Below are 16,344 nucleotides of genomic sequence, written 5' to 3' on the forward strand. Positions count from 1 at the left end.
TACCTTTAGCTGAACATGACCCATACACCTTCCATAAAGATCTGTATTATTGAAGATGATGCCCTTATTCTGAAATCGCTACAACAGGTGTTGAATAATGCGGAAGGTTATTCCGTAACAGGCACTTTTTTTTCTGCAGAAGCTGCCTTGGAAAATTTGAAAGAACATCATCCGGATGTTTTATTACTGGATATTGATCTTCCGGGCATGAGCGGCATAGAAGCGATTCCGAAGCTACACAAGTTACAACCTGAGCTTAACATCGTAATGCTTACCGTTCACGAGGAGTCGGAAATAGTTTTCTCAGCCTTGCGACAAGGTGCCGTAGGGTATTTGGTGAAGGGTAGTAATTCAAAGTTCTTGTTACAAGGTATTTCAGAAGTATTTGACGGCGGCGCGCCTATGAGTCCGTCGATCGCACGGCAAGTTATCGCTTCTTTTACCATGTCGAAGGAAACGAGTTTAAGTGATCGTGAATTAGAAGTACTCCAAAAATTAAGCAATGGAACCAATAACAAGCAGATCGCCGAAGATTTGTTTGTTTCCACCAATACGGTGAAAGCTCATATCAAGAATATTTATAAAAAATTACATGTTCATTCACGTGCTGAAGCCGTTAGCAAAGCCATCAAGAAAGGTTGGATTTAAACGATGCCACACGGTTGAACAGCAGTAAACGCTAAAAACATTTTCCATGAAACCCTGCTACATAGTGTTCGTCATCCTTCTATCCTCAACCGTAGTAAACGCACAGAATTTTACCGGTAGTTTTGACCTCATCGTCTCCCAATTATACAAAAATGGAAAGGAGAGCGTCGATACACTTTCCTATTATTTTGGAACCGAAAAAACAGCGCTTGTAATTCACGCAAGAGGCAATCAACCCGACCTGCGGCTGGTTTTTCATGAGGCGGATAGCACGATTACCGGACTGTACGAACAACAGGGTAAAAAAGGGGGATACATTCTTCCCATGAACAAAAAATATTGGCCCGCCATGCAATATGCGCTCACTGATTATGGCACGGGGCCAAGAACAGAGCTCACTACCACCACCAGTCAGAAGAAAATCAACGATACCCTGTGTACGGAAATGGGCTGTGACAATGAAGCCTATTCAGGCACGTTATGGGTTGCAGACGAGATTGAACTCAGTTTCGTACAGGTATTGGCCTATCAAGGCGTAGGCGCCGGCGAAGATATCAGTCATATTGAAATGATAGCCAATTGCGGTGTGCAGGGATTTGTGATGCAAATGACGCTGAAGAGCAAGCTTGGCAAAGCAGATGTCGTTCTTCACGTTGAAAACCTGCGCGATACCGTTCCCAAAGGTATTTTCGATAGAAGTGAGCATCAACTCAGTGATCTTCGGAAGCAGTAATATTTTGGGGCTTTCCTTCGGAAAGCCCCAAAACTAAAATCCGTTTTTAATTATGCTATTCGAACTTACAATTACGAGCAACCACTCCTTTTAGTCCCGGTGTCGCATTGGGAACCGCTTCGGAATATTGTGGCACCGGATAGCCTTTAATTCGCAACCCCGAAACAATCACATTCCCTCCATCGCCAACATTCAACGCGTAGTCACGCACAGAAACTTTTACAGAGGCACTGTTCAATGAGGTTCCCGAGGGATTTACCATGATCATCTGAGGTGAAACCATATATGAATTAGGTGTTTGCTGAATCATTTGTGAAGGTGAAAATTGAACTCCATTAACAAGCAAGGCGGGTACTCTCGCTTTCGTTGGGTCACTAAAGGTAGTGGGATCGCTATAATCAAGTATCGGCTTTTGATTTGGATGAAGCGGACCGTTAGAACGATAGATACCTGCCCCTAATTCGGTAAACGTGACATTGGAAGCAATGGATTCCATTCCTTCGAAAACAGCTTGATGAGCATTTTCTGCCTGAATACGAAGTGTGGGCAAGTTGGCCGTCACCTTCAAATCCATGATGGTTTCCTGACGATAAATACCATCTTTGATAATTATCGTTACCGAACTGCCTTTTACTCGTTTGGCTTGCGCCACGGCTAACGCCTTTTTTAAAGTAGCGAATGGATCCGCAGCGGTTCCCGAATTTCCGTCGCTACCGGTGGTGGCAATGTAAATGGTTTCATCACTATTTGTAGCATCGTCATCATTGTCGGCAGGGGTGCTATCGGGAATTTCAAAATCGGCAAAAGCAGGGTCACTGGTATCCACATACGAGGGCGAGTCGCATAAGCATAACTCATCAAAGAATACCTCGCTCCCATCGCTACTTTTAAATTCCATCGCTAATTGCACCGGATTCATTCCCGTAGGTTGCCCATTCGGAAATCCTTTCCCCACTAAATACAATTGAATGAACATTTGAGAGGGCTCTAATCCTTCAAAGAAATATATCGGGATTTTGAACGGCGTCCAGGTAGCGGTATTTTTAAAGATGACCGCGGAAGCCTCTCCGGGCCGCACTCCGCCTGCTACTTGCTCTGGATTCCTGGTGGTTACAAAGGTATTGATCCACGCCTTATCACCTTTTTTAAAATTGGCTTTATAGTAGCCACAAAGGGCACCAAAAGTGGGTGTTATAGGAAAAAATAGGTCTTTCATAAGGGCTGCCTGGTTTTGAGCAAGTATCGCATCCTCACAATTTCCCTCACACGTAAAGACATAGCCACTAAAGGCACTCTCCCGAATCATTTGCTTGTACTGCTCTGGCATTCGTGCCCAATCCGCAGGTTTTTTTTCCGCAAGGAAATCGGCAATACTCACATTCTTTATTTGGAGTCCGTAACCCACTTTTCCGGGTACTCGAAAGGTATTCCGAAAATCATAACCGGCCATGGCACTGGCGCCACCCTCCTTCCCAGCGATATTGGACCCGGCCCAATCTACCGCCTTATCATTATTTTTCCATTGCTCGAAATTACCATTGGGTATTTGACAATCTTGGGCATACAACGACAGCACACAAAATACATTTAAGAGTAGTATAAATCTTTTCATGATCCTTGAATGAATTATTGAATGATGAATTCGGTGCGTCTGTTCTTCGCCTTGTTTATGGCAGAATCGTTGGAAGCCACAGGAACCGTTTCTCCCTTCCCTTGCGTACCAAGGCGAGCTTCAGGAACTCCGAAATCTGAAACCAGCGCTTTCTTAACCGATTCGGCTCGGCGTTCTGATAACTCTTGGTTGTATGTTTCAGAACCGTCACTATCGGTATGGCCGACTATAAGTACCTTTTTATTGGACTCAGAATTAATGGCCTCCGCAATTTGTTTTAATATACCATACGCTTCCGGCTTCAATTGTGCGCTATTGTAATCGAAAGTAATCGCTGTAGTACTGTAGCTGCCCGTTTTAAATAATTTTTCACGAGGTTCGGGCAAGCCTTCCGCTACGCGAAGATTAGTAATCAAAATAGACTGGTCATCTCCTAATCCATAGGTATCAAAAAGAATGCTTCCAAAGTTTTCGCTATCGTTTACAGCGCGAGGAGCATCAAAGAATTTTTCACCATTGACGTACATTCGATATCGTTTTCCTTTGACGGAAATGGCCACATGCATTCCTTCCTTAAATGCTGCCCTAATATCTTTATTTGTCTTGCCCGCAGCCAGTTCTCCGGCGCCTTCATAATCAATTGATTTTAGATATTGTTCTTTGACCCAGCTTTGGTAGGGGGAAAAATAGCTTGAAACATAACGTCTTCCTATTTGCAACGGTTTTTTGCCATCCCCAAAGTATACCCAGAAACCCGCCGTTTGCGAAGTATTATCATTATTAATATTGAACGTTCGTACATCGAACTCAACCGTAAAATCTTTGGGAAGATCTTTAGGGAGATCCGGCTCGTACCAAGTGTCGTTATAAAGTTTTAACCACTTTACCTCTGGATTATCACTTAGGGTCACCAGTTCACCGGAGCCTTTTGTATTCCAGAGCTGTGGAAAATCACCAACGGGATCATTGACAAAATCATCAAACAGAATCAAGGTTTCGCCCGGTATCCAGTCGCTTTTTTTATACATTTCTACGGTGGTGGTTTCGGTAACGCTTGATCCGTCGTTTGTCGTAGAAGAATTTCCCGAATTATTTCCGGAAGAAGTCCCGCCCCCAGTAGAACCACTAGGTCGAGTACCCCCATCATTTCCAAGGATGGTATCCATGGCTTTACCCGTTTCTTCCTCGGTTTTCTTTTCAAGTTTTTTCTCGACGACATCTTCAGCCTTTTTCGTAATTTTCTTCCAAAGTTGTGCTTCAGCGCTCATTGTTGTTAGAAAAAAAATGCTAACAAAAATCAGAAGTCTTTGGCATGTATTCGTTGATTTCATAATGTAAGTTTTAAGCGAGAGTTAATTGTGGGTACAAAGCTATACCGATCATAAACCCCTGTCAATCACCCAACTGGGTAATTTTATCATTTCCTTAACAGGGAGTTAGTGCCACAAGGTGCCCGTTAACTAAGATCGAATCCGTATTTTTGAAAGACTTAAAACGAACGACTATGGCAACTATCACATTAGGAGGAGAACAAATAAATACAACGGGAACACTTCCAAAAGAGGGAGAAAAAGCACCGGACTTTTCTCTGAAGGCACAAGATTTAGCAACGAAAACGCTTAGCGACTTCAAAGGGTCTCGCGTGATCTTAAACATTTTTCCAAGTATAGACACCAATGTGTGTGCCACTTCCGTTAGGAAATTCAATGAAAAAGCTTCCGAGTTAAAAAATACCAAGGTGTTATGTATCTCTAGAGATACTCCCTTTGCACAAAAGCGTTTCGCGGATGATGAAGGTACCGACAAAGTGATCAATCTTTCAGATGTTATCGACGGGAGTTTCGGAGAAACCTATGGTGTGACTATGACCAGCGGAGCGATGAAAGGTTTTCATTCTCGCGCAGTGGTCGTTTTGGACGAGGACGGAAAAGTGATCCATTCGCAACAGGTTCCTGAGATAGCAGATGAACCCGACTATCTTGAAGCATTAAAAGTACTGTTGTAATGTGGGATTCGTTTCTCGGCAAACGACTAAAAGGGTTCCGATATGCGATTCTGGGAGCGTTAAAGCTACTTCGGAATGAACAGAGCATTCAGGTACAGGCGGTCATCGCCATCTTGGTCACCTTCGCCGGATTCTACTTCAATATCTCGGCAACCGAATGGATGCTGCAAGTGTTAGCAATTGGCCTGGTCATGGGCGTAGAAGGCGTGAATACCGCTGCCGAAGAGATTGCTGATTTTATTCATCCCGACTTCCATAACAAAATTGGCTACATAAAAGACATTGCCGCCGGTGCCGTATTCTTTGCTGCGGTCGCTGCCGTTGTTATCGCCTGCATCATCTATATTCCAAAGTTCTAATCGCTTTCATTAGGAAATCACCCAGTCGGGTAATTGACAATACAACTCACTGATAGTAAGTTTGTTCCATTAATTAACTACCTTAGAACGACCAAACTTGTCAATTATGAAAAAAGTGATATTACTTCTATTGCTTTCGACTACCGTATCCACTCTTTCGGCCCAATCTGGCGAAGCAACAGCCCCCATTATGTTTATTTATGACGGCAGTGGTTCCATGTGGGGACAAATGAACGGAAAGACGAAAATGGAGATCGCTTCTGAAGTGTTGTCCGCTTCAGTTAGTACATTAGCGGAAACACAGCGAATTGGCCTGGTCGCATATGGGCATCGCCAGAAAAGTGATTGTAAGGATGTGGAAACTCTGGTACCCTTGAACAACATTTCAAAAAGTACCATCACTTCAGCGATAAAAGGTATCAAACCGCTTGGAAAAACACCTCTCGCCTATTCCGCATCGCTAGTTATCGACCAACTGCGGAAATCCAAAGAAAAAGCAACGATCATTCTCATTACCGATGGCATCGAATCTTGCGACGGAAATATTTGTGAGCTGGTGCGTGCCGCAAAGAAAGAAGGAATTGATTTTAAATTGCATATTGTGGGCTTCGGACTAAAACAAAGCGAAACCGGCCCCTTAAAATGTGCCGCCGAGGCAGGGGAAGGTAATTACTATGATGCCGCTGATGCCACCGGGTTAAGCGAAGTGATGAACGAAGCCATGGCAGAGACTATTGATAAGCGCGAAGGGAATTTTGGGGTCTTTGCCAAAAAGAACGGAAAAGCGATCGATGCCTATGTAAAAGCCTATAAAGCGGGTACCGATCAAGAAATGGGTTCCTTGCGTACCTATGGTGAAACCCGCTATATGTATCTTCCGGAAGGTACATACGATCTGGTAGCCTATCCGCTAGGCAGCAGCGTAGAAGCAATAACGATTACAGGTGAAAAAAGTCTAGAAGATCAAAAAACCGAACGTACCATTAGCTTTGACGGCGGGAAAATGGCGGTGTTGATCACAAACAATGATGAAGGATGGGACGCTACCGTTTCTGTTGTAAACAAAAAGGGAGAGCGAATTAGTGGTGGACGCACCTACGGGCGCACGAAAGAACTGGAAGTAAATCCCGGAACCTACGATCTTAAAATTCAAGCGTTGCAAATGGAAGGAATGCATACGGTAACTGAAATAAAAGACGTTGTTGTTACTGGCGCAAAGACGACTCCGGTGGCATACGACTTTACTACCGGCACCCTATCCCTTAATGTCTTAGCGAATGGGGAAGATATTGATACGATGGTGACGGTAACCGACCTTGACGCGGACAAGCGTGTTGCTGGTGGACGCACCTATAATCGTGGTATTACCTTTCTTCTGAATCCGGGTACTTATGAATTCATTATAACACCGCTCGGCATTCATAAGAGCAAACCTAAACGGACCTTCACCTACGTGCTAAAAAAAGGAGACAACCATTCCGAAAAAATAACTTATAACTAATGATTGTGTTTCAGAAACAATACCTAAGCCTTCTAGCAGTATTCTTGATGGTGGTCGCAGGTTATTCGCAAAATAAAACATTGCCCATCGGCTTTTTCTCCCCCCATTTTTCAGAAGGGCATACGCTCTATTTGTATAGTGAAGGGTCGTTGGCGGTGAAATTACCCGGACAAGAAAAACCAATCGACAGCATTACCCTGAAAAAATTGGGATACAATAGGGTAATTGATTATGCTCCAAAATGGTTTGAACCCGTTTATGATAAATTAGACTATGGCATTTTTTATATCGGAGTGAAGAAGCTAGGAACAGATTACGTGGAAATCATCGCAAATGAAGCTACAGCAAAGACCGTTTATATGGCTCGCCATAACGGAGATTTTATTTCTTGGGCTGAGTTTTTATTGACCATGCATTCCGTAGAGTTTGATAAAGAGAGCCAAAAGGTCTATGACGACCCCAAAATAAAATCAGCCGGAAGAATCTATGATCGAAATACATTCTTTAGACCTTTATTTGTAGCAGGCGATTGGATGGAAGTAGCCATTTTAGAAAACGATTTTAACCCTACCGGAAAAACAGGATGGATCCGTTGGCGAGACGGAAACCGATTGCTAATTCGATATAATCTACTCTCCTGAAAATGAAAAAGCTTTTGAAACCGGCAAGTATTGTCTTCTACCTCCTTTCGGCATTTGTATTTTTTATTGTCGGATTGTATCTAGCTGGAATATTGGGAGCCGGAAAAAATCAAGGTCTCGCCGGGGGAGCGATCGTATTGGGGTACGGTGTGCTAACAGGCGGATTGGCTTTTATAATTTCTTTTTTTATTGCCTATCATGTTGTTCACAAATGGGTCGTTCGCCTCAACTGGATCTTGTTTGTTTTGCTGTTGATAGGCTATGGTGTAACGCACTACCGGTATGTACAACGCAACCAAAAAGACGCACCTTCCGAAAAGGAGCACGCTCCCTTACCAACCACAGAGCCAATGGCTATGCTGGCGGCTTCACCGCCTACAACTACCCCGGCTTCACTGCCCTACAGACAAAAAGCAACCCCTTTGAAGTCGGATGCATTAGGTCTTGGGTTCTTCAAGCATAATTTCTACGATCACCCTACTTGCTATTTTTACGGGAATATCAATTGGGAAAAAGGGTTGGCAGCGCATATCGCACAAGACAGTATCGCTCTAGTACAGGACCAGAGTGGCGGATTTTCCTTGCGCAGTGCGCCACCCTATCTTTTGCCGGAGTATCACGAAACGATTCATGGAGAATTCTATTTTAAAGTTATTGCCGAAGGCTATGATTTCGTGAAGGTAGAAGTCAATCATACCACCCAACAACTTGCTTACCTTAATAAAAATAACGGACGTTTATATTACTGGCCGGAATTTCTCTTGCAACGTTCCGCCGTGTCAATGCTTCCTGATCACCAACAACCCCTGCGATTAAAGCCACTTGCCAATGCCGGAACCCAGTTGGATGCATATACAAGCTTACGGCCCATCGCAGTGCAAGAAGATTGGCTACAGGTTGCTGTACAGAATAGCAAGCAACAAACAATCCATTATAGTTGGATTCGCTGGCGGGATTCAGAAAAAATGCTCATCAGCTTCGATATGGACCGCTAAGGATCGCTGTTACCCCGCCAAAATCCAATTGTCTTTTCAAAATATTTATGTAGCTTGTACCGTTACATTATTGTATTTTTGCTGAAAAACCTACCCACTCCGCATGGCGCGAAAAAAGAAGAAAACTTCCAAAAAATCCAACACTCCAAGGAAAAAGATTTCGCTGTCACTCTCTAAGCAACAAAAGATTGTTCTAGGAGGCTTTTTATTTTTTCTGGGGCTCGCCCTTCTCCTTTCTTTCTTCTCATACTTCTTTACCTGGCAAGCCGATCAAAGTGAAATAGGGTTTCTTACCGATCGAGAAGTGCAGGCCGAAAACTGGTTGAACAAGTTCGGTAACGCAGTAGGCCACTTTTTCGTGTATCAAGGATTTGGCGTCGCCGCATTCATATTGGCTGCCCTCATTACCTTGACCGGGGTCTACTTTTTCTTCGATTATCGGAAAAAGGCCTTGTTAAAGTTTTGGTTTTGGGGTCTCCTTGTAATGGTTTGGATAGCAACGTTTTTTGGGTTTTTTTCGGAACAAAACACGCTTATCAGCGGTGTGGTTGGGTTTGAAACCAACGATTGGTTACAAGACTATCTTGGTCTCACAGGTGCTATACTCGTGCTTGCATTCTTGGCAATCGTTTATTTGGTCGTTCGATTGAAACTCACGCCCGAAAAAGTGGGAGCCGCCTTTCAAAGAACCAAAAAAGAAATTGCTGAAGATTTTACTTCGGAAAACACTCCAGTTTCGGAAGATTCTCCAGACCAAACCGATTACGAAAAAACCGTGGTCGCTTCAGTGAAGGAAGAAGAACCTGTTACGCCACCCATTGAAGTGGTTTCCGAAGAGGAGGACGATCTTCCCGAACCCCATCTCAAAACGACGGATGCTTCCGAAGACGACATTACTATGGAAGTAGAAGAAGCCCCCGAAGAAGAGGCGGTAGAGGAGAATATGAGCAAAAAATTAGTCGAGGATTTCGGAGAATTTGATCCCACTCTCGAGCTCAGTAATTTTAAATATCCTACGATAGAACTTCTCAAAGATTACACCGCCGGGAAGGGCATTACCATCAATCAGGAAGAATTAGAAGAGAATAAGAATCGCATTGTTCAGACCTTGAACAATTATAAAATCGGCATCCAGAATATTAAAGCTACCGTTGGGCCTACGGTGACCCTATATGAAATTATTCCCGAAGCCGGAATTCGCATCTCCAAAATCAAGAACCTGGAAGACGATATCGCTCTTTCCTTGTCGGCCTTAGGGATTCGTATCATCGCGCCGATTCCGGGACGTGGTACTATTGGTATTGAAGTGCCGAACAAAAAACCTAAGATCGTCTCCATGCGATCGGTAATCGCTTCACCAAAATTTCAGAATGCCGAAATGGAACTGCCGTTGGCCTTAGGAAAAACCATCAGCAATGAAACTTTTGTAGTAGATTTGGCCAAGATGCCACACTTGCTTATGGCTGGAGCCACCGGACAAGGAAAGTCGGTTGGACTCAATGCCATCCTCACGTCGCTCTTGTACAAAAAACATCCGGCAGAAGTAAAGTTTGTCTTGGTCGACCCAAAAAAAGTGGAACTCACGCTCTTCAACAAAATTGAACGCCATTATTTGGCGAAATTACCAGATACCGAAGAAGCCATCATTACCGACACCAACAAAGTGATCAATACCTTGAACTCTCTTTGTATTGAAATGGATGAACGGTACGATTTGTTGAAAGATGCGATGTGCCGAAACATCAAAGAATACAACACAAAATTCAAGAAACGTAAGCTGAACCCGAACGACGGCCATCGTTTTCTGCCTTATATAGTCTTGGTTATTGACGAATTTGCGGATCTTATCATGACGGCCGGCAAAGAGGTAGAAACACCTATTGCCCGATTGGCCCAGTTGGCCCGAGCCATTGGAATTCACCTTATTATTGCCACCCAACGTCCATCAGTGAACGTCATCACAGGGATCATCAAAGCTAACTTCCCAGCGAGAATTGCCTTTCGGGTGACCAGTAAGATCGATTCACGAACTATTTTAGACAGTTCGGGCGCCGATCAATTGATTGGTCGAGGTGACATGTTATACACACAGGGTAACGACCTGACACGCCTGCAATGCGCCTTTGTTGATACGCCGGAAGTTTCAGATATTACCGACTACATCGGTTCTCAAAAAGCCTATCCGGACGCGCATTTGCTGCCTGAGTACGTAGGGGAAGAAGGTGGCACAACTCTTGATGATATTATTGAGGAACGGGATAAATTGTTCCGCGAAGCAGCTGAAGTATTGGTAATCGCACAACAAGGATCGGCTTCCTTACTTCAGCGGAAACTCAAATTGGGCTACAACCGTGCCGGTCGCATCATAGACCAACTCGAAGCGGCAGGCATCGTAGGACCTTTTGAGGGTAGCAAAGCGCGACAGGTATTAGTCCCAACCATAGAAGCACTAAATCAACTACTACAAAATGAAAGCAATGACAATTAATCGGAATCGTATTTTCCTGAGCCTCTTGATGGTACTCGGAGTATGTTTCGCTCAGGCGCAAGACGCGAAAACCATGCTCAACGAAGTGAGCAATAAGGTACGGTCGTACAATAATATTACGATCGACTTCAAGTATAACCTGCACAACGCTAAAGAAGGGGTGAACCAGGATGCCCGAGGCGATGTGATTCTCAGCGGAAACAAATACCTTCTCAACATGATGGGAAGCACGACCCTCTTCGATGGAAAGAAGATGTATACCATTGTTCCCGAAGACGAAGAGGTAACTATTTCGGCGTACAATCCAAATGACGATAGAACCATTACGCCTTCAAAAATGTTGACCTTCTACGAAAAGGGATACACTTACAAAAAAGACATCGTTGAGAATGTGAAGGGCCGAAAGATTCAATTTATCCGCTTGACGCCCATTGACAGCAATGCTGAGATCAAGGATATTCTCTTGGGTATTGATGCGCAGACGAAGCACATTTATAAGTTGATCCAAACGGATGCCAATGGCACGAAATACACACTCACCGTAAATTCGTTTAAAACCAATCAGCCGTTATCGAATACCTTGTTTACCTTTGACACAGCTAAATATAAGAACGAAGGTTATTATATTAACGAGTTGGATTAAGTTCGCCTAGGTGAAAATACTGGATCGCTACATATTAGTGAGTTATTTGAAGACGTTTATCAGCGTCTTCATTATTTTGATGTTCATCTTCGTCTTGCAAACTATCTGGTTGTACATCAGTGAGCTGGCCGGAAAGGACCTGGACGTATGGATCATCCTCAAGTTTCTGTGGTACGTATCTCCCCGACTTATTCCTTTGGTATTACCGCTAACCATTCTGGTAACCTCGCTTATGGTCTTCGGAAACTTTTCTGAAAAGTATGAGTTTGCCGCAATGAAGTCAACCGGAATCTCGCTTCAGCGTGCCATGCGAAGTTTAATGGTCTTTATTTTGTTATTAGCGGTGACCGCCTTCTTTTTCGCCAACAATGTGATTCCATATTCTGAATATAAGTGGCAGAACCTGCGTCGGAATATCTCCCAGTTCAAACCTTCTATGGTGATCGCGGAAGGACAATTTAGTCAGGTTGGAGACAATATCAACATCAAGGTAAGCGAGAAAAGTGGTGATAACGACCAGTTCTTACACGATGTTATCATTCACAAGAAAAATCCAAAAAGACCGAACGGAAACTTTACGGTGATTGTAGCCGATAATGGTGAACTCGCTAGTGAAGAGGGCAGCAATACGCTCTCGCTCATTTTGAACGATGGTAATTATTACGAAGACGTGCAGGTAGATAACAGTCAGAAGCAACGTCGGCGTCCTTTTGCCAAAAGCGCCTTCAAACAAAATATTATCAATATTGACCTCACGGAAATCAATGATAAAGATGTCGACAAACAAAACAACATTAGCAGTCATAATATGTATAAGATCAGCGAGTTGTTTGTAGAAATCGACACCCTATCCCGGTCGTACACTCGTGATATTCATCAATTTGCGGATAATATGTATACCCGAAGTGGTGCTCTTAAACTTCCTGATACCGAAAACACGGTGCCCTTAACCACAGAGAAGCCAGTTACGATGGTGACCGACATACTGTCTAAACGACGCCAAACTGAGATTATCAATACCGCACTTAACAGCGTACGTGGCACGCTGCAATCGGTTAAAAATAAAAAGCAGGAATTTAAAGAAACAACAAAGCGCCTCAACAAGCACGAGATTGCACTTCATGAGAAATATGCCCTAGCAGTGGCCTGTATTATTCTGTTCTTTGTGGGAGCTCCCTTAGGAGCCATTATTCGTAAAGGCGGAATGGGATTACCGATGGTGGTCGCCGTTCTCTTGTTCTTAACGTATCACTTTATAGGAATCTTCGCGAAGAATAGTGCCGAAGATGGAACGCTGCACCCCTTTATAGCCTCCTGGTTAAGTACGGTCATCATGCTTCCCCTGGGAATTTGGTTAACCTATCGCGCTACTACCGATCAAGGGGTATTTGACTTTGACAGCTTTATACAACGACTTAATTTCTGGAAAAAGAAAGTAGAAGACGAACCAGAAGGTCCTCCTATCATTCTAACCCAACAAGAAAAAGCGCTCATCATGTCTCGTGATACTTCCCAATTGCGAGAAATCGCAAAAAACTACCAATCCCTTGGATATTCTGAAGACATGCATCGTGCGGCCCTGCGCGAGTTAAAGAAAAAAGGATACGATCCTGCCTAATCCTAAGGGCGCATCATACGTAGTTTCCTTATCTTTGCCATGAAAAATAAAACGGATGCTTTCTACCCATACCGAAAATACAGTTCAGCTAGATACGATTGAAGCGGCCATTGCAGATATTAAGCAAGGCAAGGTGATCATCGTTGTAGACGATCAGGATCGCGAGAATGAAGGAGATTTTTTGGCGGCAGCCGAAATGGTTACTCCTGAAATGATCAATTTTATGGCGACGCATGGACGCGGTCTTATTTGTGCACCGCTTACGGAATCACGTTGCGAAGACCTCGCCTTAGAAATGATGGTAGGCAACAATACCGACCCCATGGAAACGGCATTTACAATTTCGGTAGATCTGAAAGGACAAGGCGTTACCACCGGAATCTCGGCTTCCGATAGAGCAAAAACGGTGACAGCGCTAATTTCCGAAGAAACACAACCCCATGACCTAAGCAGACCCGGACATATTTTTCCGTTGAAAGCAAAAGAGGGTGGTGTATTGCGGCGAACCGGTCATACCGAAGCAGCTATTGACTTCGCGCGTTTAGCCGGACTCAAACCCGCCGGAGTGATCGTTGAGATCATGAACGAAGATGGCACCATGGCACGACTTCCGCAGTTGATGGAAGTGGCAAAAAAATTCGATCTCAAATTGGTGTCCATTGAAGATCTTGTGGCGTACCGAATGGAACACGATTCCCTGATCGAGAAAAAGCAAGACTTTACCATGGCTACCAAGTTCGGTTCCTTCCGGTTACGTGCCTATCAGCAAACCACCAACGACCAAATTCATATTGCCTTGACCAAAGGAACCTGGAAAGCCGATGAACCTGTTCCGGTACGTGTTAACGCGACGCTTGTAAATAGTGATATTCTGGGAATTTTGACAAATGACAGTGAAAAACAACTGGATAATATGTTTCGGGTGATCGATCAGGAAGGCAAAGGTGCCATTGTTTTTATCAACCAACAAAACCAATCCCTTAATTTGCTCAAACGATTAAGTCAGTTGAAAGACACGCAAGAAGAAGGAAAAATCGTCAAAGCCCCCAGAATTTCAATGGACAATAAGGATTTTGGTATTGGCGCACAGATCCTACATGATCTCGGAATTCATAAAATCCGACTTATTTCCAACAGTCAGCAAACCAAACGGGTGGGTATGATTGGATACGGACTCGAGATTATCGATTACCTACACTACTAACTATCAGGGCAATCTACCTCTCTGGCGATCAATTTGCCGGATTCATCGGGTTGATATCGATAGCACTTGCCTCCAGGCGTTTTCATGATAACACCCCGGTGAATATTATTGATGAAGATATCACCCTCCGCAATTTCTAACATACTGTGAGGGGTGGTGGTATTGATTCCTACGCCACCCGTGCCACCTCCTCCGCCACCGGCAATTCCCTCACAATCGTCTCCTACTCCATTGTTATCGGCATCCGCTTGTGAAGGGTTTGCAATACTGGGGCAATTATCACAGGCGTTGCCAATCCCATCACTATCGGTATCTTCCTGACCTGGGTTGTCAACGTCGGGACAGTTATCATCTACATCAAATACACCGTCCCCGTCTTCATCCGCTTCCGCCACAGCGCAATAAGAATAAATCGTTGCGATCGAATCACAATTGGTATTATTACCCGATACTTGGATATTTCCTGCTAAATAGGCTTCACCACTTGTAATATCGCGCACCACACAACATTCATCTAATACTGGGTTATTAATCAACGAAAGATTGGAACCATAAAAGGTAATATTCCGCAAGGCCTCAATATCTGTCAATAGATCATTAACTTGAATGTTTACGTCTCCATTCACAGAAGTGAGAGCTTCTAATCCATCGAGACTGGTTAAGGCATCATTGTTCGAAATTGTAACACTGCCTGTTATACTATTACTGTCAGACAGCGCACTGATATCTGTAAGTGAAGGGTTATCACTCACAAATATAGACGTCCCTGAAGCGGCCATTCCAAATCCATTTAAAGAAGTAAGGCCTGTTTGGTCTATCCGAAAGCTTTCAATACCCACGATTGTTAAACTACTTGCATCCAAAAGATTTACTGAATTGGAAATCCGCAAGGTTTGACAGGACGTTAATCCGGAAAGCTGACTCACATCCGTAAGATCGGTATTATTCTGTAGGTTTAGTTCGGTTACACTTGGGAGACCTTGGAGACCATCAAGATTTGTGATGGCAGTAGACCGAATTCGTACAATACTAGCATTTGTCAAACTTTGAAGTGCCGAGATGTCGGTAAGTACAGTTCCGTTGTAAACATCTATAGTATTGACAGTGCTAAGATTGTCTAAACCACTTAAGCTTGGTATGTTTTGCTCTCCTATAGTAATTGTATTTGTTACCGCGGTAAGACCTTCAAGTCCGGTAAGACTCGTAAGCCCATTGCTGTAGATACCCACATCATCAATAGTACCAGATAACCCGCTTAATCCGGGGTTCAAACTTGTAAGCGATGCATTTGCATATACTCGTAAGCTCGTAAGCGGAGAGGAAATGTTTTGTAATGCATCAATATTTGACAGAGAATTATTGAAGGTAAGAGTGATGCCATCTGTAGTGGTAAGATTTTGTAACCCTGTTAAATTGGGTAGGACGGTACAACGATTTATGACCAAACTGGTCGCTGTGGTAATGGAAGAAAGCGTACTGATATCCGTTAATTGATAGTTATTGCTCAAAGAAAGAGCGCCTCCAAGTGTGCTGATATTTTGCAATCCATTAAGGGACACTCCGTCATATCCGCTGATATCAAGATTTCCGGTTATCGTTGTTAGAAAATTGAGTCCGCTTAAATCGGTCCCACCGGTTATTCTGATAAGACCATCAACAGTATCACAAGTTCCGCTATAGGTAGCCACAAAATTGTCAATGGCCGCTTGATTAAAAAGGTACACATCACCCGGCACACATGTTTGGGCAACACTTCCAACAGAGGTAGCTAAAAAAATAGCACATAAAAATAGTAATCGTCTCAAAACTTTCGGTTTTAAAACACAAATAGATCGCATTGTAATTTGGGAGGTCCAAAGCTATGCAATATGAAAGAAGGAAACCTCTATGATTTCAT

At 43.6% G+C, this 16,344-nt stretch carries 14 protein-coding genes; 11 read left to right on the top strand and 3 right to left on the bottom strand.

The annotated features are described in order from the left end of the window. Window positions 1–15: 15 nt before the first annotated feature. Both PO830_RS10055 and PO830_RS10060 read left to right on the top strand, forming a co-directional pair. Window positions 16–648, top strand: coding sequence for a response regulator transcription factor (locus PO830_RS10055; protein WP_272853434.1), 633 nt, complete (start codon window positions 16–18; stop codon window positions 646–648). A 46-nt stretch (window positions 649–694) separates the two neighbouring features. After that, window positions 695–1,381: a hypothetical protein gene (locus PO830_RS10060; RefSeq protein WP_272853435.1), complete on the top strand. Its 687-nt coding sequence runs from the start codon at window positions 695–697 to the stop codon at window positions 1,379–1,381. 55 nt (window positions 1,382–1,436) lie between these two features. Here the strand turns inward: PO830_RS10060 and PO830_RS10065 are convergent, their stop codons facing one another. Then, on the bottom strand, window positions 1,437–2,993 hold the full coding sequence (locus PO830_RS10065) for a hypothetical protein (protein ID WP_272853436.1): 1,557 nt from the start codon (window positions 2,991–2,993) through the stop codon (window positions 1,437–1,439). A gap of 14 nt (window positions 2,994–3,007) precedes the next feature. Next, window positions 3,008–4,261, bottom strand: coding sequence for an OmpA family protein (locus PO830_RS10070; protein WP_272853437.1), 1,254 nt, complete (start codon window positions 4,259–4,261; stop codon window positions 3,008–3,010). A gap of 236 nt (window positions 4,262–4,497) precedes the next feature. On the opposite strand from PO830_RS10070, the gene tpx reads away from it, so the two are divergent. The 9 genes from tpx to ribB all read left to right on the top strand — a co-directional run bounded on the left by tpx (window position 4,498) and on the right by ribB (window position 14,447). Beyond that, window positions 4,498–4,998 (top strand): thiol peroxidase, encoded by a 501-nt coding sequence (gene tpx, locus PO830_RS10075; RefSeq protein ID WP_272853438.1) that lies wholly within the window; start codon window positions 4,498–4,500, stop codon window positions 4,996–4,998. After that, the gene (locus tag PO830_RS10080; RefSeq protein ID WP_272853439.1) at window positions 4,998–5,357 is read left to right on the top strand and encodes a diacylglycerol kinase family protein; all 360 of its coding nucleotides are present in this window, start codon (window positions 4,998–5,000) and stop codon (window positions 5,355–5,357) included. Before tpx ends, PO830_RS10080 begins: the two co-directional genes overlap by 1 nt. Before the next feature lie 106 nt (window positions 5,358–5,463). Continuing rightward, window positions 5,464–6,858 (top strand): vWA domain-containing protein, encoded by a 1,395-nt coding sequence (locus PO830_RS10085; protein WP_272853440.1) that lies wholly within the window; start codon window positions 5,464–5,466, stop codon window positions 6,856–6,858. Next, on the top strand, window positions 6,858–7,499 hold the full coding sequence (locus tag PO830_RS10090) for a hypothetical protein (RefSeq protein WP_272853441.1): 642 nt from the start codon (window positions 6,858–6,860) through the stop codon (window positions 7,497–7,499). The genes PO830_RS10085 and PO830_RS10090 overlap by 1 nt, the downstream gene beginning before the upstream one ends. A gap of 2 nt (window positions 7,500–7,501) precedes the next feature. Next, window positions 7,502–8,494, top strand: coding sequence for a hypothetical protein (locus PO830_RS10095; RefSeq protein ID WP_272853442.1), 993 nt, complete (start codon window positions 7,502–7,504; stop codon window positions 8,492–8,494). 103 nt (window positions 8,495–8,597) lie between these two features. Then, a complete protein-coding gene (locus PO830_RS10100) occupies window positions 8,598–10,982 on the top strand; it encodes an FtsK/SpoIIIE family DNA translocase (RefSeq protein ID WP_272853443.1) in 2,385 nt (794 codons plus the stop codon). Next, the gene (locus PO830_RS10105) at window positions 10,972–11,625 is read left to right on the top strand and encodes a LolA family protein (protein WP_442870103.1); all 654 of its coding nucleotides are present in this window, start codon (window positions 10,972–10,974) and stop codon (window positions 11,623–11,625) included. The genes PO830_RS10100 and PO830_RS10105 overlap by 11 nt, the downstream gene beginning before the upstream one ends. 10 nt (window positions 11,626–11,635) lie before the next feature. After that, window positions 11,636–13,243, top strand: a complete 1,608-nt coding sequence (locus PO830_RS10110) for an LptF/LptG family permease (RefSeq protein ID WP_272853445.1) — start codon at window positions 11,636–11,638, stop codon at window positions 13,241–13,243. Window positions 13,244–13,298: 55 nt separating this feature from the next. Beyond that, entirely contained in the window at window positions 13,299–14,447 is a 1,149-nt protein-coding gene (gene ribB / locus PO830_RS10115) for a 3,4-dihydroxy-2-butanone-4-phosphate synthase (protein ID WP_272853446.1), read from the top strand. On the opposite strand, the gene PO830_RS10120 is transcribed toward ribB, so the two are convergent. Beyond that, complete coding sequence (locus PO830_RS10120; RefSeq protein ID WP_272853447.1) at window positions 14,444–16,252, bottom strand: thrombospondin type 3 repeat-containing protein; 1,809 nt, start codon at window positions 16,250–16,252, stop codon at window positions 14,444–14,446. The genes ribB and PO830_RS10120 overlap by 4 nt on opposite strands. Between the last annotated feature and the right edge of the window lie 92 nt (window positions 16,253–16,344).

This window comes from Altibacter sp. HG106 (assembly GCF_028561755.1).
Classification (GTDB): Bacteria; Bacteroidota; Bacteroidia; order Flavobacteriales; family Flavobacteriaceae; genus DFVG01.

Bases quoted from the DNA above. Each gene is read 5' to 3' on its own strand.
- PO830_RS10085 (WP_272853440.1), top strand. From the start codon at position 5,464: ATGAAAAAAGTGATATTACTTCTATTGCTTTCGACTACCGTATCCACT.
- PO830_RS10090 (WP_272853441.1), top strand. From the start codon at position 6,858: ATGATTGTGTTTCAGAAACAATACCTAAGCCTTCTAGCAGTATTCTTG.
- tpx (WP_272853438.1), top strand. From the start codon at position 4,498: ATGGCAACTATCACATTAGGAGGAGAACAAATAAATACAACGGGAACA.
- PO830_RS10100 (WP_272853443.1), top strand. From the start codon at position 8,598: ATGGCGCGAAAAAAGAAGAAAACTTCCAAAAAATCCAACACTCCAAGG.
- PO830_RS10105 (WP_442870103.1), top strand. From the start codon at position 10,972: ATGACAATTAATCGGAATCGTATTTTCCTGAGCCTCTTGATGGTACTC.
- ribB (WP_272853446.1), top strand. From the start codon at position 13,299: ATGCTTTCTACCCATACCGAAAATACAGTTCAGCTAGATACGATTGAA.
- PO830_RS10060 (WP_272853435.1), top strand. From the start codon at position 695: ATGAAACCCTGCTACATAGTGTTCGTCATCCTTCTATCCTCAACCGTA.
- PO830_RS10080 (WP_272853439.1), top strand. From the start codon at position 4,998: ATGTGGGATTCGTTTCTCGGCAAACGACTAAAAGGGTTCCGATATGCG.
- PO830_RS10055 (WP_272853434.1), top strand. From the start codon at position 16: ATGACCCATACACCTTCCATAAAGATCTGTATTATTGAAGATGATGCC.
- PO830_RS10070 (WP_272853437.1), bottom strand. From the start codon at position 4,261: ATGAGCGCTGAAGCACAACTTTGGAAGAAAATTACGAAAAAGGCTGAA.
- PO830_RS10065 (WP_272853436.1), bottom strand. From the start codon at position 2,993: ATGAAAAGATTTATACTACTCTTAAATGTATTTTGTGTGCTGTCGTTG.
- PO830_RS10095 (WP_272853442.1), top strand. From the start codon at position 7,502: ATGAAAAAGCTTTTGAAACCGGCAAGTATTGTCTTCTACCTCCTTTCG.